This window comes from Pseudomonas sp. LAM2023, from assembly GCF_016620375.1.
Taxonomy (GTDB): domain Bacteria; phylum Pseudomonadota; class Gammaproteobacteria; order Pseudomonadales; family Pseudomonadaceae; genus Aquipseudomonas; species Aquipseudomonas anuradhapurensis.
Genome location: NZ_JAENHV010000009.1, coordinates 44,956 through 68,961 on the forward strand (window position 1 = coordinate 44,956; position 24,006 = coordinate 68,961).

At 64.0% G+C, this 24,006-nt stretch carries 23 protein-coding genes and 1 pseudogene; 13 read left to right on the plus strand and 11 right to left on the minus strand.

Going from position 1 to position 24,006, the window contains the following annotated elements:
- Positions 1–129: 129 nt before the first annotated feature.
- Positions 130–1,917, minus strand: a complete 1,788-nt coding sequence (locus JKP78_RS00340) for a thiamine pyrophosphate-requiring protein (protein WP_200625819.1) — start codon at positions 1,915–1,917, stop codon at positions 130–132.
- Between the two features lie 78 nt (positions 1,918–1,995).
- Entirely contained in the window at positions 1,996–2,418 is a 423-nt protein-coding gene (locus JKP78_RS00345) for a low affinity iron permease family protein (protein ID WP_186685579.1), read from the minus strand.
- Between the two features lie 157 nt (positions 2,419–2,575).
- On the opposite strand from JKP78_RS00345, the gene JKP78_RS00350 reads away from it, so the two are divergent.
- The 6 genes and pseudogenes from JKP78_RS00350 to JKP78_RS00370 all read left to right on the plus strand — a co-directional run bounded on the left by JKP78_RS00350 (position 2,576) and on the right by JKP78_RS00370 (position 7,675).
- Positions 2,576–2,818, plus strand: a complete 243-nt coding sequence (locus JKP78_RS00350) for a hypothetical protein (RefSeq protein ID WP_170029557.1) — start codon at positions 2,576–2,578, stop codon at positions 2,816–2,818.
- On the plus strand, positions 2,815–3,612 hold the full coding sequence (xth, locus tag JKP78_RS00355; RefSeq protein ID WP_200625820.1) for an exodeoxyribonuclease III: 798 nt from the start codon (positions 2,815–2,817) through the stop codon (positions 3,610–3,612). The genes JKP78_RS00350 and xth overlap by 4 nt, the downstream gene beginning before the upstream one ends.
- A 308-nt stretch (positions 3,613–3,920) precedes the next feature.
- Positions 3,921–5,207 (plus strand): annotated as a pseudogene (locus JKP78_RS24945) (chemotaxis protein CheB); the annotation flags it as partial.
- A gap of 136 nt (positions 5,208–5,343) precedes the next feature.
- Complete coding sequence (locus JKP78_RS24950) at positions 5,344–6,090, plus strand: hybrid sensor histidine kinase/response regulator (RefSeq protein WP_325166777.1); 747 nt, start codon at positions 5,344–5,346, stop codon at positions 6,088–6,090.
- A 226-nt stretch (positions 6,091–6,316) separates the two neighbouring features.
- Positions 6,317–6,736, plus strand: a complete 420-nt coding sequence (locus tag JKP78_RS00365; protein ID WP_170029560.1) for a general stress protein — start codon at positions 6,317–6,319, stop codon at positions 6,734–6,736.
- A 60-nt stretch (positions 6,737–6,796) separates the two neighbouring features.
- A complete protein-coding gene (locus JKP78_RS00370) occupies positions 6,797–7,675 on the plus strand; it encodes a manganese catalase family protein (protein WP_186685583.1) in 879 nt (292 codons plus the stop codon).
- A 43-nt stretch (positions 7,676–7,718) separates the two neighbouring features.
- Here JKP78_RS00370 and JKP78_RS00375 read toward each other — a convergent pair whose 3' ends face one another.
- From JKP78_RS00375 to JKP78_RS00385, 3 genes are all read right to left on the minus strand, one after another.
- Positions 7,719–8,228: a ferritin-like domain-containing protein gene (locus JKP78_RS00375; protein WP_186674443.1), complete on the minus strand. Its 510-nt coding sequence runs from the start codon at positions 8,226–8,228 to the stop codon at positions 7,719–7,721.
- 254 nt (positions 8,229–8,482) lie between these two features.
- Positions 8,483–8,689 carry a tautomerase family protein gene (locus tag JKP78_RS00380; RefSeq protein WP_200625821.1) on the minus strand — a complete coding sequence of 69 codons (207 nt, stop codon included), beginning with the start codon at positions 8,687–8,689 and terminating at the stop codon, positions 8,483–8,485.
- A gap of 18 nt (positions 8,690–8,707) precedes the next feature.
- Positions 8,708–9,442: an SDR family NAD(P)-dependent oxidoreductase gene (locus JKP78_RS00385; protein WP_200625822.1), complete on the minus strand. Its 735-nt coding sequence runs from the start codon at positions 9,440–9,442 to the stop codon at positions 8,708–8,710.
- 124 nt (positions 9,443–9,566) lie between these two features.
- Between JKP78_RS00385 and JKP78_RS00390 the strand changes: the two genes are divergently transcribed.
- The gene (locus JKP78_RS00390; protein WP_186685589.1) at positions 9,567–10,487 is read left to right on the plus strand and encodes a LysR family transcriptional regulator; all 921 of its coding nucleotides are present in this window, start codon (positions 9,567–9,569) and stop codon (positions 10,485–10,487) included.
- On the opposite strand, the gene JKP78_RS00395 is transcribed toward JKP78_RS00390, so the two are convergent.
- Positions 10,488–11,138, minus strand: coding sequence for a TIGR04211 family SH3 domain-containing protein (locus JKP78_RS00395; protein ID WP_200625823.1), 651 nt, complete (start codon positions 11,136–11,138; stop codon positions 10,488–10,490).
- A 225-nt stretch (positions 11,139–11,363) separates the two neighbouring features.
- Here JKP78_RS00395 and JKP78_RS00400 point away from each other — a divergent pair, with 225 nt between their 5' ends.
- Positions 11,364–11,843 (plus strand): VOC family protein, encoded by a 480-nt coding sequence (locus tag JKP78_RS00400; RefSeq protein WP_186685593.1) that lies wholly within the window; start codon positions 11,364–11,366, stop codon positions 11,841–11,843.
- Between the two features lie 94 nt (positions 11,844–11,937).
- Here the strand turns inward: JKP78_RS00400 and JKP78_RS00405 are convergent, their stop codons facing one another.
- Positions 11,938–13,686, minus strand: a complete 1,749-nt coding sequence (locus JKP78_RS00405) for a BCCT family transporter (RefSeq protein WP_186685595.1) — start codon at positions 13,684–13,686, stop codon at positions 11,938–11,940.
- A 313-nt stretch (positions 13,687–13,999) separates the two neighbouring features.
- Between JKP78_RS00405 and JKP78_RS00410 the strand changes: the two genes are divergently transcribed.
- The 4 genes from JKP78_RS00410 (at position 14,000) to JKP78_RS00425 (ending at position 16,153) form a co-directional block, all read left to right on the plus strand.
- Complete coding sequence (locus JKP78_RS00410; protein ID WP_186679970.1) at positions 14,000–14,317, plus strand: hypothetical protein; 318 nt, start codon at positions 14,000–14,002, stop codon at positions 14,315–14,317.
- Between the two features lie 8 nt (positions 14,318–14,325).
- A complete protein-coding gene (locus tag JKP78_RS00415) occupies positions 14,326–14,526 on the plus strand; it encodes a DUF1289 domain-containing protein (protein ID WP_186685597.1) in 201 nt (66 codons plus the stop codon).
- Between the two features lie 53 nt (positions 14,527–14,579).
- A complete protein-coding gene (locus JKP78_RS00420; protein ID WP_186685599.1) occupies positions 14,580–15,221 on the plus strand; it encodes a LysE family translocator in 642 nt (213 codons plus the stop codon).
- Positions 15,222–15,361: 140 nt separating this feature from the next.
- A complete protein-coding gene (locus JKP78_RS00425; protein WP_200625824.1) occupies positions 15,362–16,153 on the plus strand; it encodes a substrate-binding periplasmic protein in 792 nt (263 codons plus the stop codon).
- 127 nt (positions 16,154–16,280) lie between these two features.
- Here the strand turns inward: JKP78_RS00425 and JKP78_RS00430 are convergent, their stop codons facing one another.
- The 4 genes from JKP78_RS00430 to JKP78_RS00445 are packed head-to-tail and all read right to left on the minus strand — an operon-like array spanning position 16,281 to position 21,422.
- Positions 16,281–17,300 (minus strand): XdhC family protein, encoded by a 1,020-nt coding sequence (locus tag JKP78_RS00430; RefSeq protein ID WP_186685603.1) that lies wholly within the window; start codon positions 17,298–17,300, stop codon positions 16,281–16,283.
- Positions 17,301–17,350: 50 nt separating this feature from the next.
- Positions 17,351–18,694 carry a c-type cytochrome gene (locus JKP78_RS00435; protein WP_200625826.1) on the minus strand — a complete coding sequence of 448 codons (1,344 nt, stop codon included), beginning with the start codon at positions 18,692–18,694 and terminating at the stop codon, positions 17,351–17,353.
- Between the two features lie 17 nt (positions 18,695–18,711).
- Positions 18,712–20,967, minus strand: coding sequence for a xanthine dehydrogenase family protein molybdopterin-binding subunit (locus JKP78_RS00440; RefSeq protein ID WP_200625827.1), 2,256 nt, complete (start codon positions 20,965–20,967; stop codon positions 18,712–18,714).
- Positions 20,967–21,422, minus strand: a complete 456-nt coding sequence (locus tag JKP78_RS00445) for a (2Fe-2S)-binding protein (protein WP_170030265.1) — start codon at positions 21,420–21,422, stop codon at positions 20,967–20,969. The genes JKP78_RS00440 and JKP78_RS00445 overlap by 1 nt, the downstream gene beginning before the upstream one ends.
- A gap of 245 nt (positions 21,423–21,667) precedes the next feature.
- On the opposite strand from JKP78_RS00445, the gene JKP78_RS00450 reads away from it, so the two are divergent.
- The gene (locus JKP78_RS00450; RefSeq protein ID WP_186685608.1) at positions 21,668–23,854 is read left to right on the plus strand and encodes an OsmC domain/YcaO domain-containing protein; all 2,187 of its coding nucleotides are present in this window, start codon (positions 21,668–21,670) and stop codon (positions 23,852–23,854) included.
- The last annotated feature ends 152 nt before the right edge of the window (positions 23,855–24,006 follow it).

The window sequence follows — 24,006 nt, forward strand, 5'->3', positions numbered from 1 at the left end:
CTAGCGAAGCGGTTGGCTGGCACCGGCTGTGCCGGTGATCGCGGCTGAAGCCGCTCCTACCGGTGCAGCGTCAACGCGAAGCCGGCGCTTTACTTGTGGGAGCGGGTTCACCTGCAGTTACCCGGTTGCTCATTTCTTGCCAGGCAATACCGAACTGAGGACCTGCCTGGCCGTCTGCAGGATGACCCCGGCCTGGTCAGGGTCGCCCTTGAGCAAGCTGCTGGCGAATTTCTTCGCCTGTTCCAGCTTGATGTGCGGCGGTAGCGGCGGCACGTTCGGGTCGGTCTGGAACTCGATCAACACCGGCCGGTCAGCCGCCAACGCCCGCTCCCAGGCGGGGATGATGTCCTCCTCGCGATCCACATAGATGCCCTGCAGGCCAATGGACAAGGCGAACAGGTGATAGGGCACATCGGGTATCGACTGTGAGGCTTCGAACTTCGGGTCGCCCTCCATGACCCGTTGTTCCCAGGTAACCTGGTTGAGGTCTTCGTTGTTGAATACCGCGCAGATCCACTGCGGGTTCTGCCATTGCTGCCAGTACTTCGCCACGGTAATCAGCTCGGCCAGGTTGTTCATCTGCATCGCGCCGTCACCGACCAGCGCCACCACGCAGCGCTGCGGGTGGGCGAGCTTGGCTGCGATGGCGTAGGGCACGGCAGCGCCCATGCTGGCCAGGCCACCGGACAGCGAACATTGCATGCCCTGGCGAATTTGCAGGTCGCGGGCGAACCAGTTGGCACAGGAACCGGAATCACTGGTGACAATGGCCTGGTCCGGCAGGCGCGGGGAGAGCTCGTACACCACGCGCTGCGGGTTGAGCGGCTCGGCTGTGGCGTGGGCGCGTTTGGCCAGGGTCTTGTCCCACTGCGCACGCCAGCTTTCGATCCTGTCGCGCCAGCCCCGTTCGCGTTTGTGCTCAAGCAGCGGCAACAACGCAGCCAGGGTTTCACCGGCATCGCCAACCAGGTTCACCTCCATTGGGTAGCGCAAGCTGAGCATGTCCGGCTGCAGGTCGATCTGTACGCCGCGGGCCTGGCCTTCCCGCGGCAGGAATTCGGAATAGGGGAAGCCGGAACCGATCATCAGCAGGGTGTCGCATTCGCTCATCAGCTGGTAGCTGGGTTCGGTGCCGAGCAGGCCGATGGCGCCGGTGACCCACGGCAGCTCGTCGGGTAGCACGGCCTTGCCCAGTAGTGCCTTGGCCACCCCTGCACCGAGCTTCTCGGCTACCGCCATGACCTGCTCGCTTGCCTGCAGTGCACCGGCGCCGACCAGCATCGCCACCTTGCGTCCGGCATTGAGCACCTCGGCAGCGCGCTGCAGGTCTGCCTCGAAGGGCAGCACCCTGGGCCTGCTGTAGCCGATGCCGGAATGCAGGGTGCCGTGTGCCTTGGGCGGCTCGTGATAGGGCAGGTCCTGCAGGTCGTTGGGCAGGATGATGGCGGTGACCCGGCGTTCGCCGATGGCGGTACGTACCGCGCGGTCGAGCAGATGGCGTACTTGCCCGGGCGTCGAGGCCTGCTGGACGAAGGCACCGGCCACGTCCTTGAACATCGACAACAGGTCCAGCTCCTGCTGGTAGTGCCCGCCCAGTGCCGCACGCGCCTGCTGGCCAACGATGGCCAGCACCGGCTGGTGGTCCATGCGCGCGTCGTACAGGCCGGTCAGCAGGTGCGAAGCGCCGGGGCCGGAGGTGGCCATGCACACGCCCAGCTCGCCGGTGAACTTGGCATGCGCGCTGGCCATGAAGGCGGCCATCTCCTCGTGCCGAGCCTGGATGAACTGGATCTTGCCATTGGCCCTGGCCAGTGCGCCGAACACGCCATTGATGCCATCGCCTGGGTAACCGAAGATGCGCCTTACGCCCCATTGGTACAAGCGTTCCACCAGAAAGTCGCCTACCGTGCCAGTCATGCTGTTCTCCTGGGCTGTCATCAATAGGGGTCTGGACTTGGCACAGCTCGGGAAAGTTTCACCTGTGTCGCCCGCAGCCTAGGGTTGCTGGTCGTCCATTCGTTGCTCCGGCTGTTCCTGCTGCTCTGCGCCGGGGGGGCCGCCTGCGGCTTGCCCGCCTTCAGCCAGGGCGCGGTATTCCTTGCGTAGCGCCTGCAGCTTCTTGCTGTCCATGTCTTCCAGGTCGAGGACCGACATCTCGGTATGCTTGGTCGCACGGATCAGCTCGTCTAGCTTGACGTGAATGATGTCGTTGTCGCGGTTCTGGGTGTTCTGGATCAGGAACACCATCAGGAAGGTGATAATGGTGGTGGAGGTATTGATGATCAGCTGCCAGGTATCGTTGTAATGGAACCACGGCCCGGTGAGGCCCCATATCACGATGAGCAGCAAGGCGATGAGGAAGGTCTGAGGTCGTCCGGCGTGGTTGGACAACCATTGGCAGAATTGGGCGAATTTCATGATCTCGTCTCCAGGTGCGCCTGTAGCTTGGGACCCTGGCAACGGTCGGGAAGTTGTTTTTTTCGGTAGGCCCGGGACGCACGGTCTGCCGCGTTGAAGTTGAACGTCGCACGACCACGGCGCTCTTACATGCAAAGGGTACAGTGAGGGCTTCTTGATGAGCATTGAACGCAGCATCCCCGAGCTTGCGGCCTGGTATGCCCAGTACGACGACATCAGTTACCGGCGCGAGTCACCGGACGCCTACCATCACGAGCTGGTGCGCACCGCTGAAGCCCTGCGCGACGACGGCACCATTGACTGGGACGACTGGCTGGCCCTCAAGGCACTGGCCGACGATGCCCATGTGCATGCCCTGGAAGACGCCGTGCAGGCCCATGTCAGCGACCCTGACGCATGAAAGCGCTGAAGATCGCCACGTTCAACATCAATGGCATTCGCAGCCGCCTGCCGGCCTTGCTGGCCTGGCTGGAACGGGAACAGCCGGACATCGCCTGCCTGCAGGAACTCAAGGCGGCGGATCAGCAATTTCCCCGCCAGGCACTCGAAGCGGCGGGTTATGGTTGTGTCTACCAGGGCCAGCCGTCGTGGAACGGCGTGGCCATCCTGGCGCGGGGCAGCGAGCCGCTGGAGGTGCGTCGTGGCCTGCCAGGCATGGAGGACGATACGCAAAGCCGCTATCTGGAAGCGGCAGTGCATGGCGTGCTGGTGGCATGCCTCTACCTGCCGAACGGCAACCCGCAACCGGGGCCGAAATTCGACTACAAACTGCGTTGGTTCGAATGCCTGATCCAGCACGCGCAGGGTTTGTACGGCAGCGGCCACCCGACGGTGATGGCGGGTGATTTCAATGTGGTACCCACCGACATGGATATCTACAACCCGCGTTCCTGGTTGAAGGATGCCTTGCTGCAACCCGAGTCTCGGGCGTGCTTCGCCCGGCTGCTTGGGCAGGGCTGGGTCGATGCAATCCGCCATCTCTACCCCGACGAACGTATCTATACATTCTGGGATTATTTCCGCAACCACTGGGCACGCAACGCCGGCCTTCGTATCGACCATTTGTTGCTCACCCCTGACCTGGCGCCCTACCTGAAGCGGGCAGGCGTCGATGCCTGGGTGCGTAACGAAGCCAAGGCCAGCGACCATGCGCCAACCTGGATCGAACTGGGCACGCGGCGCCGGCAAACATAGCTGCTCCAGCTTGCACGCCCCTGCGCTAGCGAGGGCGCCTGCGGACCCTGGCGCGGCCGCTGCCGTGGCCTCCTTGCCGGTGCGCAAGGACGGCGCAAGCGCCTGTTAACTTATACAAAGTTGAACTTCTGTAGAACTTAAAGCGCAACTAGCCCCGTTCTATCTGCCATATATCGCGCATGTGCGAATCCGCCACCTATGACCGCCCGGCAGATCAATACTTGTTATCATTGACGCTTTACTCTCCTGCGCCAGTCTCACGAGAACACACTGTCTCGCCAGGGTTTCATCGAATACGAGTGCAAACAATGAAAAGGACGATCAAACCTTCTCCCAGCTCCAAGCCTGAGCGGGACGGGATTGTGCCAAGTCATCTCAATTTCCCGGTAGTAGGTATCGGTGCCTCTGCTGGCGGGCTTGCCGCCCTGAAAGTATTTTTCGAACACATGCCGGCAAACAGCGACATGGCGTTCGTCATCGTCCTGCATCTGTCGCCAGACCACGAAAGCGTGGCGGACAAGATCCTGCAGGCCTCCACTGCCATGCCGGTCATTCAGGTAACGGGCACCTCGCGCATCGAGCCGAATCATGTCTACGTGATATCGCCCGCCAGTCAATTGGCAATGAATGATGGCTACCTGAAAGTGGTGCCGTCGACCCGGCCATTGGGCAAGCATATTGCCATCGACCTGTTCTTCCGCGACTTGGCGGACGTGCACAAGGAATACAGTTTCTGCCTGGTGCTTTCCGGTACCGGCAGTGACGGTGCGGTGGGCCTGTCGCGGATCAAGGAGCAGGGCGGCATCACCATCGTGCAGAGCCCGGACGATGCCGAGTTCGACGGCATGCCGCTGGCGGCAATCGCCACCGGCATGGTCGATGCGGTGTTGCCGGTGGCAGAAATACCGCACAAACTGCTGGAATTGTGGCGTAACACGCAGACCATCAAGTTGCCCGCTCCGCATGACCTGAAGGTGTCTGCACAGACCGAGGAACATGCACGCGAGGACGCCGAGCGGGTCATTCAGGATATCCTGCGCACCTTGCGTAACCGCACCGGGCACGATTTCAAGCATTACAAGCGTGCAACCGTGTTGCGCCGCATCGAGCGCAGGCTGCAAGTGACGACCCAGCCGGATCTACCCAGCTACCTGCGTTACCTGGAAGAAACCCCGGATGAAGCCAAGAAGCTGCTTGGCGACATGCTGATCGGAGTTACCAACTTCTTCCGCGACCGCGAGGCCTTCGAAGCCCTCGAACGCCATGTGCTGGGTTCGCTGCTCAGCGCCAGGGACGAGGATGACAACCGTGAAGAGGTGCGCATCTGGTCCGCTGGCTGCTCGACCGGCGAAGAGGCCTACAGCCTGGCGATCCTGAGCGCGGAACACCAGAAGCTCGAATCCCACCCGCTGAAGCTGCAGGTGTTTGCCACCGACATCGATGAGCGCGCGATTGCCGTTGGCCGCGCCGGGCTGTATTCGGAAGCCATCGTCACCGACGTGCCGCCGATGCGCCTGCGGCAGTATTTCGTCAAGGAAAACGAGCATTACCGGGTGCGCAAGGAAGTTCGTGAAAAGGTCTTGTTCGCCAAGCACGGACCTGGTCGGCCTGGTCAAGTCGATCCATGCCATCGCAGCGGAGGAGTACCCGTCGGCACGTATCACCCTCGAGCTGCCCCAGCCGGGCACCTCGCTGGTGGTCGATGGTGACCCGACGCGGATCGAGCAGGTGGTGTGGAACCTGCTCAACAATGCCCTGAAGTTCAGTGGCGAGAGAGCCCGCGTGCGGGTGATGCTGAGCCGCACGGAAAACTGCGCGCGTCTGGACGTGAGCGACAATGGGCCGGGGTTGTCGGCTGCCGACCTGTCCAGCATTTTCGACCTGTTCAAACAGGCCAAACATGCTAGCCACCGCCGCGATGGCCTGGGTATCGGCCTGGCCTTGGTCAGGCAGTTGGTCGAAGCCCATGGCGGTACCGTGATCGCCCGGTCGGCCGGGTTGGGGCATGGCTCGACCTTCAGCGTCGAGTTGCCGCTGTCGAACCAGGCTCAGCCCGAATTACCACCAGCCGACCCCTCCGAGGATGGTGATGGCCGGTTGAAAGGGTTGCGAGTGCTGCTGGTGGACGATTCGCCGGAAGTGGTCGACGTGATGCGCATGCTGCTGGAAATGGAAGACGCACTGGTCAGCAGCTACCTCGACCCACGCCAGGCGCTGCAGGAGGCCGCCGAGAAACGTTTCGATGTGATCCTGACGGATATCGGCATGCCGGAAATGGACGGGCATGAGTTCGTCAGCGCCTTGCGCGAGAAAAAACAGCACCGTCTCACCCCGACGATCGCGCTGAGCGGTTACGGCACCCACCAGGCCAAGCGGGCAGACGAGGCGGCGCTGTTCGATCGTCGGCTGACCAAGCCGGTGCAGTACGACGAGCTGGTCGAAGCCATCGAAGCGGTCTGCCGCATCGGCCAGGCTTGAAACCTTGGGCGGCCTTGTGCAACACAAGGCCGCTTGCCAGCAATTGGCGCCGCGGATGCAAACCCCAAGCAATACCGCGTCGGGGGTTTGTTAGCCCGAATATCTTGTGCCCAAGTGCTTAAAGCATTTCGTCAGCGATAGCGAAATCACTTTCAGCCCGCAGCGTTTGCCTTCGGTCATTAGTGAACACAGACCAACCTGTGTTAACCACATGAGGTGAATGATCATGGCTAGCAACGACGACAAACGCAGCAACCAGGGCGGCAGCGCCAACACCAACCCCGGCAACTTCGCCAACGATCGCGAGAAGGCATCGGAGGCCGGCCATAAGGGCGGTCAGGCATCGGGCGGCAACTTCAAGAACGATCCTGAACGCGCCGCTGAAGCCGGGCACAAGGGCGGGCAGATGTCGGGCGGCAATTTCAAGAACGATCCTGAACGTGCTGCGGAGGCCGGCCATAAAGGCGGGCAGATGTCCGGTGGCAACTTCAAGAACGATCCTGAACGCGCCTCCGAGGCAGGCCAGAAGGGTGGGCAGGCTTCCGGTGGCAACTTTGCCAACGACCGCGAGAAGGCCTCCGAGGCCGGCCGTAAAGGCGGCCAGCACAGCCACGGCGGCGGTCGCAACAGCGATGACAACCGCTGATCACCATTGAACCGACCGAGGCGGCCATGGCCGCCTCGGCACGCTGATGAGGATTTGCCAATGTTCATGCACAACAAGCGACTGCAGTATACGGTTCGCGTCGCGCAGCCCAACCCGGGGCTGGCGAACCTGCTGCTGGAACAGTTTGGCGGCCCGCAGGGCGAACTGGCTGCAGCGATGCGCTACTTCACCCAGGCGGTGACCGAGGATGACCCGGGGCGCAAGGACATGCTGTTCGACATTGCCACCGAAGAGCTGAGCCACCTGGAGATCATCGGCTCGATCGTGGTGATGCTGAACAAGGGTGCCAAGGGGCGCCTGGCCGAAGGGGTGGAAGCCGAAGGCGAGTTGTACCGGTCGTTGACCGGGGCCGGCAACGATTCGCATATCACCAGCCTGTTGTATGGCGGTGGTGCAGCGCTGGTGAACTCCGGTGGCATACCCTGGACCGCAGCCTACATCGACACCATCGGCGAGCCGACGGCGGACCTGCGTTCCAATATTGCCGCCGAGGCCAGGGCGAAGATCGTCTATGAACGCTTGATCAACGTCACCGACGACCCGGGTATCAAGGATGCGCTGGGGTTCCTGATGAGCCGTGAAATCGCTCACCAGCTGTCGTTCGAAAAAGCCTTGCACTCGATCCAGCCGAACTTCCCGCAAGGCAAGCTGCCGGGCGACCCGGAAGTCAACCGCACCTATTTCAACCTGTCCCACGGCGGCGAAATGCGCGGCTCATGGAACGAAGGCCAGGACTGGATCTATGTCGACCAGCCCGAGCCGGCGGTGAACGGTGGCGACGGAATGGCCACGGTGCAGCTCGACGAACAGTCGGCGGCAGCAGCCGAAGCGATGAAGGCCAGAACAATGTCCAACCCCGAGTTGCAGCCCTTGACCGGGGCAGAACTGGGCAAGGTCAACGGCGACGAGCCGCTGTAATGACACCCCGCAACGGATCATCCGATCCGCTGCGGGGCCCATTCTAGCGCTTGGCTTCGGCATCCGGATCGGCGGAGCGTGCCAGGAATGCCCGGGTGATTTCTGGCAGGTGCTCCTTCAGCCATAGGGCCATGGCTTCCTCTTCCTTCAGAATCGACCTGCATGCCTGCGCCGTGGCGCCGTCGCCAGCTGCCTCGGCCGCTTCGATCAGTACCGTGTAGGACGCGATCTCCATGTTCTCGAACACATAGCCGGACATGGCACCCTTGACTACTTCATCGCTCATGACCATGCCCCCAACGGCCTGGCCGAAGGCCATGAGCTTGCCTGCCAGGTCCTTGAGGGTGGACGTACTGCCCCCCAGCCGCTCGATGCATTCCAGCAGCAGACGTTGCTGGCCCTGGGTTTCTTCGATGTGCTGCACGATGCGGCCCTTGAGCTGAGGATAATGCTCGAGGCGCTCCGCCTGGCCCTTGAGCATGCTTTCGGCTTGCTGCTCCATGGCATGGGCGTCACGCAGCCAGTCCAGCAGGTTGTCTTGTACCGTTGCCATTTCAAGTACCTCTCCGTTCCAGTGACAGGTACTGTTGTGAGGCCGATGCGGGTTGGAACGGTCGAACCACTCGACGGATGGCAGCAGAAGCTGCAGATCGAAAGGCCTGCACCATGCAGATGGGAGCGGAGCGGGCATGCCCGCGAACCCCGGCGTCGCCGGTACCCTCCGGCGCGTCGCCTGCTACGCGGATAAACCCGCTTGTAGGTTGTGTCTGGCTTGCCGGCGATCGGCTCGCACTGCGGCCCTTAGGTTCAGCCCCTTTCTCGCGCTCGGACGGCGGTCACCGTCTCGCCACCTACCCCCCAGTTATCGGTCGGCACTTCCTCGATCACCACGAAGGTACTGGCCGGCGGCTTGCCCAGCACCCGCTGCAACATGTGCGTGGTCTGTTCGATCAACTGGCGCTTTTGCTCGGCGCTCACCCCTTCATCGGTGACGCGAATATGGACATATGGCATGGCTGTTCGCGCCTCCGCTCAGTGCCAGGTGCCAGCGGTACTACCGCCATCCACCGGCAGGATGACACCGCTGACGAAGCGCGAGTCCGCCAGGTACAGCACGGCGTCCACCACGTCCTGTGGCGCGCCAGTGCGGCCGCTGGGCGACAGCGCGCCCATTCCCTGGACGTTGCCGCCATGCAGCGGCGTATCGATGATCCCCGGCGCCACGGCATTCACCTGCACGCCGCTGGCGGCCAGTTCCAGCGCCAGGGCTTTCACTGCCTGGTTCAGGCCGCCCTTGACCAGCACCGGCAGCAGGGCCGGCACCCGAGTGTCTGGTTGCAGGGCGATGGAGGCAGTGATGGCGATGATCTTGCCATGCCCCTGGCGGGTCATGAGCCGCGCCGCTTCCTGGGCCGGGTAGAAGAACCCCTTGAGGTTGGTGCCGACCAGCGCGTCGACATCCGCTGCGCTGTACTCCGTGGCTGGTTTGGCAATGAAGATGCCGGCATTGTTGATCAGCAGGTCGACACCGCCGAAGGTCTCCACGGCGCGGGCGAACAGGCGCTGTGCGGTGCCTGGCTCGGCGATGTCACCGGCTACGCCGATGAAGCGCGAAGGCTGGCCGAGGCGGGCGGCGGCCTGCTCCAGGCGGGCCTGGCTGCGGGCGTTGCCGATGACGTTGTCGCCGCGTACGAGGAAGGCCTCGGCCAGGGCGAAACCCAGGCCGCTGGAGGCCCCGGTGATGATGACGGTACGTGCGGTGTTCATGTGGCTGATCTCCAGTGAAGTGAGCCATGGGCTCGGTGTGGAGCCACTTTAGGGCGTTACTGGTGCTTGAAAAATGAGGCGCATGGTATTTCAATCGATACACCATGTAATTGATCGAGCCGCCATGAGCCGCCATTTCGATGACCTGCAACTGGGCAGCTTGGAGCTGTTCTGCCTGGCTGCCGAACGGGACAGCTTCAGTGCTGCCGCCACCGAGGCTGGCGTCACGCCGGCGGCGGTCAGCCGCAGCGTGGCACGCCTGGAGGAACGCCTGGGTGTGCGCCTGTTCGTCCGCACCACCCGCCAGATGCGCCTGTCTGCAGCGGGCCTGGCCTATTACCAGCAATGTCGGCAAGCGCTGGGGCAGTTGGTCGAGGCCGAGCGCCAGGTCACGGGCGGGCAGGTCGAGCCGAGCGGCCGTTTGCGCATCAGTGCGCCCACGCCTTACGCCCACCACCGCTTGTTGCCGCTGCTGCCGCGGTTCCGCCAGCGCTACCCGAGCGTGCAGGTGGATGTACATGTCAGCAACCGCAATGTCGACTTTGCCGAGGAACCGTTCGACCTGGCGATCCGTGGCCGCGAGCCGAGCGATTCGCGACTGGTGGCGCGGCGCCTGGAGGATGCCGAGCTGGTGGTGGTAGGCACGCCGGGTTACCTGGCCCGTGCTGGCAACCCGCAAACCCCGCAGGACCTGCTGCAGCATGACTGTATCCAGTTCGAGATGCCCAGCACTGGCCGTCGCCCACCCTGGACCTTTCGCCAGGGTGGGGTACAGGTGGAGGTCGACACCCAGGGGGCGCTCACTTGCCAGGGCGACTTCCTCGCCACCGCCACGCTGGTGCGTCATGGCGGCGGCCTGATGCAGGCTTACCGGTTTACCGTGGCCGATGCCCTGGCCAGTGGCGAGCTGGTGGAGGTGCTGAGCGCGTATGGCGGGACGTCAAGGCCGTTCATGCTGCTCTACCCGCAGGCTCGGCATATGCCGTTGAGGGTGCGGGTGTTCATCGACTTCCTGTTCGCCGAAGCCAGCTTGCCGCACGGCTGATCAGAACCAGCGATCGTTCTTCTTGCGCCCACGGGTCAGCGACGGCAGGATCAGCCCCGCCAGCAGGCCCGCGCCGGCAATGCTGCCGCCATACACCATGTAGCGCATCATCACCTGCTTGTTCTCGTCACCCAGGCGGGCCTTGGTATCGCGCAGGTCCGACTGGCTCTGGTCGAGTTGTTCGTTCAATGCCTGGTTGCGCGCCTGCAGTTCGTCGATGAGCTTTTTCCGCGAATCGAGCGTCTCCTGCATGCCCTGAACGCGGTTCTTCCAGCTGTCGTCGATGGTCTTCAGCTGCCCGGTCAGGTCCGCGACCTGGGCGTCGAGCTGTGGCAGGCGCTCGCCCTGGCCTGGCACCGCCTGCAAGTCGCTGCTGAGAATCCACACCACGTCGCCATTCTGGCCACGCACCTGGCTGTAGTTGCCCTGGGTGCCGATCAGGGTCAGTTTCTGCCCGGACTTGAGGATACCGACGATGCGGTGGCCATCGGTCGGGCCGCTGCGCACATAGGTGCTCAGGCTGTCGCTGACCCAGCGTGCATCGCTGGCGGGCTCTTCGGCGTGCACCGGCGCGGCAAGGGCGACAAGGGTGGCAATCAGGCCGCTGCGCAGGGCAGAGAGGGCGGAAGCAGTCGGGCGGGAATCGGGCATGTTGGTCTTCGCTGAAACAGGACAAAGGTAGGCCCGGTGGCTGGGCCGATGAACCGGTCGGTGAGTTGACCGCCAGCGAAAGACCGTTTTTTTATCGGCAGGTTCACCACCTGACGTCGGAAATGTCTGCAGAATATTGCAGAAGCAGCCACTTGGCCGGGCTCGCGCCGGTGCTTGATGCGGCGCGCTAGACTGCAGTGTCCACCTCTTTCATGGAGCAAGACCATGACTGCCAAGAACACCATTTGCCTCTGGTACGACAACGATGCCGAGGCGGCGGCAACCTTCTACGCCAGCGTTTTCCCTGATACCCGGGTGACGGCGGTGCACAAGGCACCGAGCGACTACCCGTCGGGCAAGCAGGACGATGTGATCACTGTCGAATTCACCGTCATGGGCATACCTTGCGTGGGGCTCAATGGCGGCAAGGCCTTCAGCCATTGCGAGGCGTTTTCATTTCAGGTCAGTACCGAGGACCAGGCCGAGACCGACCGCTATTGGAATGCCATAGTCGACAATGGTGGCGAGGCCAGCGTCTGCGGCTGGTGCAAGGACCGCTGGGGGATTTCCTGGCAGATCACCCCACGCGTCCTGATCGAAGCCATCGGCCACCCGGATCGCGCGGCGGCCAAGCGCGCGTTCGAGGCCATGATGCAGATGGGCAAGATTGATGTGGCCAGGATCGAGGCCGCCCTGCAGGGCTGAGCCGAGGGGAGTAGCCGCGCGCGTCCAGCCGCGAACACCGGCGAAGCCGGTGCCAGGGGTGATGACTGCGGCTATCGGCCCCACACAGGCCGCGTCAGGTTTCGGACACTTCGCTTGCCGCTGGGGTGGCCTTGCTGGATGCCTTCTTCTCCTGCACCACGATGTAGAACTCCTCGCCGTGCTTGACCGCGCCATACAGCACGGCCTTTTCGATCAGTTCGTTACCGCGCAGGTGGCGCAGCATCATCGGGTCCTTGCGCAGGTCGCGGTACAGCGCCAGGCATAGCAGCACCATCACCACCACGAACGGCAAGGCCACGACGATGGTCAGGTTCTGCAGCCCGGTGAGCGCCTCGCCGGGGTCGCGTGGGTCGCCGATGGCCAGCATGATCGCCGCCACCGTACCGGTCAGCGCGCCCCAGAAGATCACCGTGCGGCGCGATGGCGTGGTGGTGCCGTGTTCCGACAGTGTGCCCATGACCAGCGAGGCAGCGTCGGCCCCCGAGACGAAGAAGATGCCCACCAGGATCATTACCAGCACCGAGGTCGCCGAGGCCAGCGGGTAGCTGGCCAGCAACTGGTACAGCGCATGGTTGCTGTTGACTGCGCCATTGGCCAGTTGCAAGGCACCTTCGCGCAGGGCCTCGATGCTCGCGCCGCCGAAGATGGTGAACCACACCAGGCTGACCAGGCTCGGTACCAGCAATACGCCGGTGACGAACTGGCGGATGGTGCGACCACGGCTGATGCGGGCGATGAACATGCCCACGAATGGCGTCCAGGAAATCCACCAGGCCCAGTAGAACACGGTCCAGCCGGCCAGCCAGCTGTTCATCTGCTCGCCGCCGCTGGCATTGGTGCGGGCCATCATTTCCGGGAGCATCTTGATGTAGATGCCGATCGAGGTCGGCAACAGGTTGAGCATCAGCAGGGTCGGGCCCACCATGAACACGAACGCCGCCAGCACCAGGGCCAGCACCATGTTGGTGTTGGACAGCCACTGGATACCCTTGCCGATGCCGGAAACCGCCGAGGTGACGAAGGCGATGGTCAGCAAGGTGATGACCGAGATGTAGAACAGCTTGCCGGGGTTGTCGATCCAGCCGTTGTATTCCAGGCCGCCGGCAATCTGCAGGGCGCCCAGGCCGAGTGAGGCGGCCGAACCGAACAGCGTGGCGAAGATCGCCATCATGTCGATCATGCGGCCCAGCGGGCCATTGGCATGCTTGCCGATCAACGGCCGGAAGGCGGCGGAAATCAACTGCGAGCGGCCCCGGCGGAAGGTGCCGTAGGCAATCACCAGGCCGACGATGGCGTACATCGCCCATGGGTGCAAGGTCCAGTGGAACAGCGTGGTGGCCATGGCCACCTGCATCGCTTCGCTGCTCTGCCCAGCGGCTGACCCTGGCGGTGGTGACACATAGTGCGAAAGGGGTTCGGCAACGCCGAAGAACATCAGGCCGATGCCCATGCCGGCGCTGAACATCATCGCCACCCAGGACACCGTGCGGAACTCGGGCTGTTCGCCATCGCGCCCCAGCGGCACCCGGCCGTAGCGGCTGGCGGCCAGCCACAGCACGAACACCACGAACAGGGTGGAAGTCAGCACGAAGAACCAGCCGAAGTTGAGGATGACCCAGGACTGCGCGCTGGAGGCGTGGCTGGCGAGGCTGGCCTGGTTGAGGAAGCCCCAGAGGACGAAAGCGATTGCCAGGAGGCTGGTGCAGCCAAAGACGATCCAGTCGAGCTTGCCCTCGAAATGCCGGTCCTGGCGTGCTTCGGCGGTTTTCGAGGGGTCTGTCACGCCAAGGTCGAGCGTTTCGGTGATGTGTTCCTTTGCCATGAATTTCAGGGCCCTTTTTCTGGCTTACCTGCTGGCGCAGGCTTGTTGTCGTGTGGGCTGCCGGGCTCGCGCACTGCCTCGGCGGGAAACTGCTGAGGCGATTATCCTGCGCAGGAAATGCCAGCGCCTGTCCCGATAGCGCCGTGGGGCGTCCATTACGCGACTTGGCAAATACTTTTAGTTCTGGGGGTGATGGCCCTTTCTGCTTCGCGTTCTGGTACCCTGAAGGGCATCAACCGGGCCCGCCCGTCCGAGCACCGTAGAAGCGCTGCTGTGTGGGCCTGGCCGTAACAGGAAACGGAGATTCGTCAACATGGCCACTGACCGTGTGAGCCTGATTCATTTCGATAAATTGAGCATGAGCCCTGCCGCTGCCGATCGGTTCCAGAAAGCCCTCGATGCGCTGGAAGCGCTCAAGCTGCAGGACCGTTACGTGTACCTCATCGCTCCTTATCTGGGTGATATCGCCGACGCCTCCGACAGCGAGCAACTGGCCACCGCCCTGGAGCAGGGCTTGCGCGTGGTCGACGAACTGCTGGCTGCGAGGTCGGTCAGCAAGGTCAAGGCCGAGGACGTACGCCAGGTGTTCCAGGGCGCCGCGGCACAGGCGCGGGCAGCCATGCCTGGTTAAGTGGCAGCATGGCCAAAGACATCGACAACCCTTGCGTCTCGCTGTGCCAGCTCAACAGCGAGCTGTGCGTGAGTTGTGGCCGCACCCGCGACGAAATCCGCAAATGGCGGGGCATGAAGCGCCCCGAGAAGATGGCCACCGTGCAGCGGGCGGCCACGCGCATGAAAGTTATCGCCAAGAAAGCGGCCAAGCGGCAGAATGCCGGCTGAACCTGCGTATCCTGCACGCGGCCCTTTCTGTTTTGTTGTCTGACGAGCCTGAAATGGATTCTCACTCGCTGTTAGCCTTTACCCTGGTCGCGGCCATCGCGATCGCCAGCCCTGGCCCTGCCACCCTGATGGCCATCAACAACAGCCTTGCCCACGGCCAGCGCAGCGCGATCTGGTCGTCGCTGGGCAATGGCTCGGGCCTGTTCTGCCTGTCGGCTGCAGCCATGCTCGGGCTGGGCGCACTGCTGGCCAGTTCTGAAATGCTCTTCAATGCCGTGAAGATCCTGGGCGCCGGCTACCTGTTCTATCTGGGCGCGCGGCAATTGCTGAAAACCAGCCCGATGCTGGCACAAGATGGTGCAGAAGGGGTGCCCAAGGTACGACCGACGCCGCTGAAACTGTACAAGTCGGCCTTCTTCACGGCCGTGACCAACCCCAAGGCGACCATGTTCTTCACCGCGCTGTTTCCGCAGTTCATCGACCAGGGGGCGGCGTTGTTGCCACAGTTCCTGATCCTGACCGGGATCTTCGTGGCCTTGTCGCTGGTTTCGCTGAGCCTGTATGCGGCGTTGGCGGCACGGGCCAAGGGCGTGCTCACTCGGCCGTCGCTGTCTCGCTGGGTAAGCCGGGTAGTGGGCACGACCTTCATCGGCTTCGGCGCGGCGATCCTGGCGATGCGGCGGCAGGGCGCCTGAAGTACGGGTGGTGCAGGCGCGAGGCCTGCAGCTTCGGGGCACCAATGCTGGCCGATAGACGGCCAGCAGGATGACCGCAGGTGATCCAGACTGATTCATGGCGCGCACATAGGGATGCCGCAGCCGACCGAGGGTTGTTCATGATCGAGCGTTGCTTTCGCCACGCCTTGCGGCTGTTGCCGTGCCTGTTGCTGCTACCCCTGGTGGCGGTGGCAGATGAACCCTGTCGGCGGCTGACGGCCACCGGCAACCCGGAATACCCCCCTTATCTGTGGCGCGACCCGCAAAACCCGCAGCAACTGATCGGTGTCAATGCCGACCTGCTGAAATACCTGGGCAAGCAGCTGGGGCTGGAAATCGAATTGATCTATACCGGGCCGTGGTCGCGCGCGCAGGAAGAAGTGCGCACCGGCCGTATCGACTTGATGGCCGGGTATTTCCTGACCCGGGCCCGCCAGCAACAGATGGACTTCATCGCCCCGCCATTCCTGCACACCCCAAGCGTGGTCTGGGTGCGCCAGGACAGTGCCTTCGCCTACCAGCAATGGGCCGACCTGAAAGGCCACAAGGGCGGCATACTGGTCAGCAACAGCCATGGCCAGCAGTTCGACGACTACGCCAGGGCCAACCTCACCCTCGAGGCAGTACCCGGCGCCAGGCAGGCGTTCGAGAAGCTGCTGCACAAGCGCAGCGATTATGTGGTGTACGAGCAGTATCCCGGCATGGCCCTGGTGCGCAGCTTGGGCATCGCCGGGACTGTGCGGGTGCTGGAGCCGCCGATTTCCAGCGAAGGGCTGTACCTGGCGATGTCGCATCACTCGCCCTGCAACCAGCCGCAGTTGCGTGAAGCGCTGGCGCGGGAAATGGAAAAGATCGTAGCCGGGGCGTTGCCGGAACAGCTGTTGCAGCAGAACCTGGAGCGTTGGCAGTAGGCCCTGCTGCGTGGTCCTTGTAGGAGCGGCCTTGCGTCGCGATGGGGTGCGAAGCGCCCCCGGCAATCTCCGCTGCGAAGCTGAAAACCAGGGCCGCTTCGCGCCCCATCGCGACGCAAGGCCGCTCCTACAAGGTCCGTGACAGCTGCTCGGCTTCCTTGGCCCGGGTCACATTGACCGCGCCGGGCAGGCTGACGGCGTTCTTCGCAGCGAGGAGCTCGGCCATCACGCTGACCGCGATCTCCGCCGGTGTCTTGCTGCCGATATAGATCCCGATGGGGCCATGCAGGCGCTGCAGTGACGCTTCGCTTTCGCCGAAGTGTTCGATCAGGCGCTCACGGCGCAGCTGGCTGTTGCGCCGCGAGCCAATCGCACCGATGTAGAACGCCGGGCTGTGCAAGGCTTCGAGCAGGGCCAGGTCGTCCAGCTTGGGGTCGTGGCTGACGGCGACGATGGCACTGCGCAGGTCCGGGGCGAAGGCGCGCACCACGTCGTCCGGCATGCCGGCCAAGTGATTGACGCCGGCAACGTTCCAACCGGCCCGGTACTCGGGGCGTGGGTCGCACAGGGAAACGCTGAAGCCATTGAACAGGGCCATGGTCGCCAGGTATTCGGCCAGCGCGCCGGCACCGATCAGCAGCAAGCGGTAGCCGGGGCCGAGGGTGTTGCACAGGCGCTGGCCATCGAAGCTGAACAGCTCGGGCGCGCTGGTGGCGGCGAGGCTGGCCGCGCCGCTGCGCAGGTCGAGATCGCGGCGCACCAGGCTGCCGCTGTCCAGGCCTGCCAGCAGTTGCTCCAGATGCGGCAGCGACGGGGCGAATTCCAGCACCAGTTCGAGCGTGCCGCCGCAGGGCAGGCCGAAACGGTGGGCGTCGTCGGCGCTGACGCCGTAGCGCACCAGCTGTGGCAGGCCATGGGGCATGCCGGGACCGCCGTAGGCGGTGGTGAAGCGGTGGATGAGGTCGTCTTCGATACAGCCACCGGAGACACTGCCGACCACCCGGCCATCGCTGCGCAGGGCCATCATCGAGCCCACTGGGCGTGGCGAAGATCCCCAGGTGCGGGCGACGGTGGCGAGCAAGGCGCGGTGACCGGTGGCGAGCCAGTCGCGGGTGGTGCGCAGCACCAGCAGGTCGATGCTTTCCATGGTTACTCCGGTAGATCGGATGTTCGGGGGGCCGTACCGGCCTCCACATTTCAACGCATATGCAGGATGATCGGGCTGCTGCTGGCCGGGTCGGTATGCTCACGCAGCTTGCTCACTGCCTGGACACTCACCGTACCGCCCTGGTTGCCCCAGGCCGTGCGCACGAAGCTCAGCACGGCGGCAATTTCCTGATCGCTCAACTGTTCACGAAACGCCGGCATGCGATAGGCATCCGGCAGGCCAGCGGTTACCACCCGCTGTGAGCCGTTGAGGGTAATGTTGATCGCCGAGGCGTCTTCCTTGGCCAGTGCCGATGTGGCACCGGCCAAGGGTGGCATCCATTCCGCCTGGCCCTTGCCGTCCAGGCCGTGGCACGACGCACAACGGGTCACATAGCCATGCGCCCCGGGGCTATCGAGCCGCGTTGCTGCCGATTCGTCCTGGTGCTGCCACGCTGCGCCGTCGCGCTGCGGATCGCCAGGCAGCGACTTCAGGTAGTGCGCGATGGCGGCCAGGTCAGCGTCGCTCATGAACTGAGTGGAATTGTTGAAGGCCTCGGTCATCGAACCGAATACCACCGCATGGCGGTTGCGCCCGGTCTTGAGGAACTGCGTTATTTCCGCCTCGCTCCAGCGCCCCAGCCCGGTGTTGTGGTCGGCGCGCAGGCTCGGCGCGTACCAGCCATCGAGCAGGGCACCGGCGAGGAACGGCTTGCCACTGTCATCCAGGGCCTTCTCGTTGAACGCCAGGCCGCGCGGGGTGTGGCAGCTGCCGCAGTGGCCAGGGCCCTGGACCAGGTAGGCGCCGCGGTTCCACTGTGCATCCTTGCCGGCCTGGTCGGCGTACGGCGTGCTGGTGGCGAACAGGCCATTCCACACGGCGATGGGCCAACGCAGGTTCAGCGGCCAGGGAATGTCGCCGGGCTGGTTGGCCTGCGCTACCGGCTGCACGCCGAGCATGAAGAAGGCGTACAGCGCCTTGACATCGTCATCGCCAAGCTTGGCGTAGGACGGGTAGGGCATGGCCGGGTACAACCGCCGGCCACCGGGCGCGACGCCGTGGCGCACGGCGCGGTCGAAGTCGGCCAGGCTGTAGCGACCGATGCCGTTGTCGCGGTCGGGGGTGATGTTGGTGGCATGAATGGCGCCCAGCGGGGTGGCCATTTCCAGCCCGCCGGCGAACGGCTTGCCGTCCGGCACGCTGTGGCAGGCTACGCAGTCGCTGAGCCGCGCCACGTACTCGCCACGGTTGACCAGCGCCGGGTCGGCGGCCGTGGCCTGTTCACCGGTAAACGGTGAAACGGGCTCGCGGGTGACGTACCAGGCCAGCAGGCCTGCCGCGACCAGGCACGGCAGCGCCAGCCAGACAGCGGTTCTTGCGAAACGATGGGTCATGGTACGTCCTTGTGCGCTCAGCTGAAGGTATGGCGGCTCAGCGGCAGGCTGCGCACGCGCTGGCCGGTCAGTTGCGCGATCGCGTTGACCACCGCCGGGGCGACGGCGGGCAGCGGTGGCTCGCCGATACCGCCCATCTTCGCCCCGCTCTCGACGATACGGACATGCACCCGGGCCATGCGCGAGGGCGGCAGGATCGGGTACAGGTCGTAGTTGCGCGCGCGTGGCTTGCCGTCGACGTATACCGCTTCTTCCAGCAGCGTCTGCGACAGGCCCAGGGCGACGGCGCCGTTGACCTGGTGCTCGATGATCGCCGGGTTGACGATGCTGCCCGGGTCGATGGCCTGCCAGATGTCGTGCACCTTGACCTGGCCATTTTCGATCGACACTTCGGCAATGACCGCCGCTTCCGAGCCGAACGGCGAGGCCATGGCCACGCCGCGTGCGCGCTTGCTGCCGTCCTCGGCAGTGAACGGCCCGCGCTTCCAGCCGCCGGACAGTTCGGCAACCGCCTGCAGCAGGGTGGTCAGGCGCGGGTTGTCACGCAGCAGGTGCAGGCGCAGTTCGAACGGGTCCTTGCCGCCCTTGTCGGCCAGCTCGTCAAGGAACGACTCGTAGAAGAAGTCGTTCAGCGAGTTGCCCACCGAGCGCCAGTAACCAAGCATGGCCGGGCCTTTGACGTAGACCTGGGCGATGCGTTTGTTGGCAATTGCGTAGGACTTGCCCGACAGCCCTTCAAGCGCAGTCGGGTCGAGCTTGTCGCCCTGTTTGCCGGCGAGGGCTTCGGTCGGGCCTTCGGTGGCGCTCACGGCCTCGAGCGCCACCGGCAGGCCGTCGGCATCCAGCCCGGCACGCAACTTCACCACCGCCACCGGGCGCAGTACGTCACGCAGGAACTCTTCCTCGCGACTCCAGATGAGCTTCACCGGGCGGCCGACCGCCTTGGCCAAGGCAATCGCCTGAGGGTAGGGGTTGGCCGAGTCGTAGAGGAAGTGGCGGCCGAAGAAACCACCCAGCAACGGCGAGTGCAGGGTGATCTGTGCCGGAGCCAGGCCGGTGCGCCGGGCGATGTCGTCACGGAACATGTCCGGCGCCTGGTTGGGCAGCCACACCTCCAGCGAACCATCGGCATTGAAGCGCGCCAGTGCCGAGGGTGGCTCGAGCTGGGCATGGTTGAGGTACTGGTTTTGGTAGGTCGCCTCGACGCGGGTCTTGGCACTGGCCAGCATGCCGGCCACATCGCCCTGGTTTTCCTCGTCGCGGGACGGGCCTTCGACCGTGGCCAGGTGCTCGCGCCAGCCATCGCTGGAGAAGTCGGCCGGCATCGGCCGTACCGGGCTGTCGGCGGCAGGCTCCTGCCAGTCCACCTGGATGGCTTCTACCGCACGCTTGGCGTGCCACCAGCGCTCGGCAACCACCGCCACGGCGCCAGGCAACTGATGCACCGAGTGCACACCCGGCATGGCCTTGACCTGCTCTTCGTTGCGCAGGCTGCCGACGGTCATGCCCAGGCGTGGCGCGTGCTGCACGGCAGCATGGAGCATGCCGTCGACCTTGACGTCGATGCTGTACACGGCCTTGCCGGTGGACTTGTCATAGGCATCCAGGCGGCGTACCGGCTTGCCGATCCAGCGAAACTGGCTGGGGTCGCGCAGCTTGACGCTGGCCGGGTCGGGTACCGGCAGGTCCATGGCCCGCGCGGCCAGTTCACCATAGGGCACGGAACGCCCACTCGTGGTATGTACCACGTTGCCCGGGGTGGTGGTGAGTTGCTCAACCGGTACGCCCAGCTGCTCGGCGCCTGCCTGCAGCAGCATGGCGCGGGCGAGGGCGCCCAGGCGGCGCATGGTCGGGTAGCTCATGCGTACCGACATGCTGCCGCCGGTGATGCGCATACCGTTTTCCATCACTACATAGGCTTCCCCAGGCGGCGCGCTATCGACCACGAACCTGGCCGGGTCGACATCCAGTTCCTCTCCGACGATCTGGGCCATGGCGGTGAAAGGGCCTTGCCCGCCTTCCATGAACGGGCTGAGCAGGCGCACCGTGCCGTCCGGGCGGATCTCCAGGAATGCCGGTACCTGAGTGCCGCGTTCGGCGCTGGTAGCGGCCGCTGCCTGCGCGCGGGCCGGGCCCAGCGGCAGGCCGAAGCCAAGCACCAGGGCGCCGACCGCCGTGCCGGCCAGAAAGCGCCGACGCGACAGGTTGAGGGTCGCGCCCTGCTGCAACTCGAGCAGGTCGGCTTCTGCAGGTGTATCGACGGGCGTGCGCATCAGGCCTTCTCTCCTTGAGCCAGGTCATGCATGGCGGCATGGATGGCGTTGTAGGTGCCGCAGCGGCACAGGTTGACCATCGCCGCGTCGATCTGCGCGTCACTGGGTTTGGGCGTGTGCTTGAGCAGTGCGGTGGCCGCCATCACCTGGCCGGACTGGCAATAACCGCACTGGGCAACCTGGTGTTCGACCCAGGCCGCGACCACCCGCTTGCCCACGGCGTCGGCCTCGATCGCCTCGATGGTGGTCACCTCGCGCCCGACCACACCGGCCACCGGCGTGACGCAAGCGCGCACCACGTTGCCGTCCACCAGCACCGAACAGGCGCCGCACTGGGCCAGGCCGCAGCCATACTTGGTGCCGGTCAGCCCCAGGTCATCGCGGATCACCCACAGCAAGGGTGTATCGGCGTCTGCCTCGACCTGGTAGGTCTTCTGGTTGATGCGTAGTTCCATGGTTCACCTGCCCGTCTACGGTTACTGTCGCGCTGTCTTTGCGGTTGGGGAATACGCTGTTCCCCAGTCCGAAAACGCTAGCACAGGGGGCTGACCGTTGATCTGCTGGATAGGCCAGGTTCAGAGGATCAGGCAAGTAATTCGGCGGAATGCGCAAGCTGGTCGCGCAAACAGGACTTCCGCGGTGAAAACCCGGATAATGCCGGCCACTTTCGTTTTGCACGCTTAAATCACGGTAATCCCGCATGGAAATCAAGGTCAATTTTCTCGACAATCTCCGTCTCGAAGCCAAGTTCGACGACTTCACGGTGATCGCCGACCAACCGATCCGTTACAAAGGTGATGGCTCGGCCCCGGGGCCGTTCGACTATTTCCTGGCGTCCTCGGCCTTGTGCGCGGCTTACTTCGTCAAGCTGTACTGCCAGACCCGTAACATCCCGACCGAAAACATTCGCCTGGCACAGAACAACATCGTCGACCCGGAAAACCGCTACAACCAGATCTTCAAGATCCAGGTCGAGCTGCCCGAGGACATCTCCGACAAGGACCGCCAGGGTATCCTGCGTTCCATCGACCGCTGCACCGTGAAGAAGGTGGTACAGACCGGCCCCGAGTTCGTCATCGAAGTGGTCGACAACCTCGATGCCGATGCCCAGGGCCTGTTGATGCCGGTGTCGGACACCAGCACCTACATTCCTGGCAAGGACCTGCCGCTGGAGCAGACCATCGCCAACATGTCGGGCATCCTGGCCGGGCTGGGGATGAAGATCGAGATCGCTTCGTGGCGCAACATCGTGCCCAACGTATGGTCGCTGCACGTACGCGACGCCCAGTCGCCAATGTGCTTCACCAACGGCAAGGGCGCGACCAAGGAGGCTGCGCTGGCCTCGGCGCTGGGCGAATTCATCGAGCGCCTGAACTGCAACTTCTTCTATAACGACCAGTACTGGGGTGAGGACCTGGCCAACGCGCCGTTCGTGCACTACCCGAACGAGCAATGGTTCAAACCGGGCCCGCGGGACGCGCTGCCGGTCGAGATCCTCGACGAGCACTGCCTGGCGATCTACAACCCGGACGGCGAGCTGCGCGGCTCGCACCTGTACGACACCAACTCGGGCAACACGGCCCGTGGCATCTGCTCGCTGCCGTTCGTGCGCCAGTCCGACCAGCAGGTGGTGTACTTCCCGTCCAACCTGATCGAGAACCTGTTCCTCAGCAATGGCATGAGCGCCGGCAATACCCTGGCCGAAGCGCAGGTGCAGTGCCTGTCGGAAATCTTCGAACGGGCGGTGAAGCGCGAAATCCTCGAAGGCGAGCTGTGCCTGCCGGACGTGCCGCAGGAGGTATTGGCCAAGTACCCGGCCATTGTTGCCGGCATCCAGGGCCTGGAGGAGCAGGGCTTCCCGGTGCTGGTCAAGGATGCTTCGCTGGGCGGCGCGTTCCCGGTCATGTGCGTGACCCTGATGAACCCGCGTACCGGTGGCGTATTTGCCTCGTTCGGTGCCCATCCGAGCCTGGAAGTGGCGCTGGAGCGCAGCCTTACCGAACTGCTCCAGGGGCGCAGCTTCGAGGGCCTGAACGACCTGCCGCAGCCGACCTTCGAAAGCCACGCGCTGACCGAGCCGAACAACTTCGTCGAGCATTTCATCGACTCCAGCGGCGTGGTGTCGTGGCGCTTCTTCAGCGCCAAGGCCGACTTCGAGTTCGTCGAGTGGGACTTCTCCGGCCATGGCGAGGATTCCAACGTGCAGGAGGCCGCGACCCTGTTCGGCATCCTCGAAGACCTGGGCAAGGAGGTGTACATGGCCGTGTACGACAACCTTGGCGCCACCGCCTGCCGCATCCTGGTGCCGGGTTACTCGGAAATCTACCCGGTGGAGGACCTGATCTGGGACAACACCAACCGCGCCCTGTCGTTCCGCGCCGATATCCTCAACCTGCACAGCCTCGACAACCGCGCCCTCAAGCTGCTGCTCAAGCGCCTGGACAACTGCGATGTGGATGACTACACCACCATCACCACGCTGATCGGGGTGGAGTTCGACGAAAACACAGTCTGGGGCCAGCTGACCATTCTTGAACTGAAGCTGCTGATCTGCCTGGCAGTGCAGCGCTTCGAGGATGCCAAGGAACTGGTCGAGGCGTTCCTGCAGTTCAACGACAACACCGTCGAGCGCGGGTTGTTCTACCAGGCATTGAACGTGGTGCTGGAAGTGTTGCTGGACGACGAGCTGGAAATGGACGACTACGAAGCCAACTTCCGGCGTATGTTCGGCGACTCGCGCATGGACGCGGTGTTGGGCTCGGTCGATGGCAGCGTGCGCTTCCATGGCCTGACCCCGACCAGCATGAAGCTCGAAGGCCTCGACCGCCACTTGCGCCTGATCGAGAGCTATAAAAAGCTGCATGCGGCGCGGGCCAGGCTGGCCTGATCAGGCGTTACTGGCTGATATCGCCGGGGGCCGCTTTGCGGCCCCTCGCGACACAAGGCCGCTCCTACAAAACGCGCGCCCGTATAGATCGCTTTCAAATAGCCGCTATCCCCAATCTGTCTTGTCGCTTCGCCTGCCAGGCGCGTAGCGTT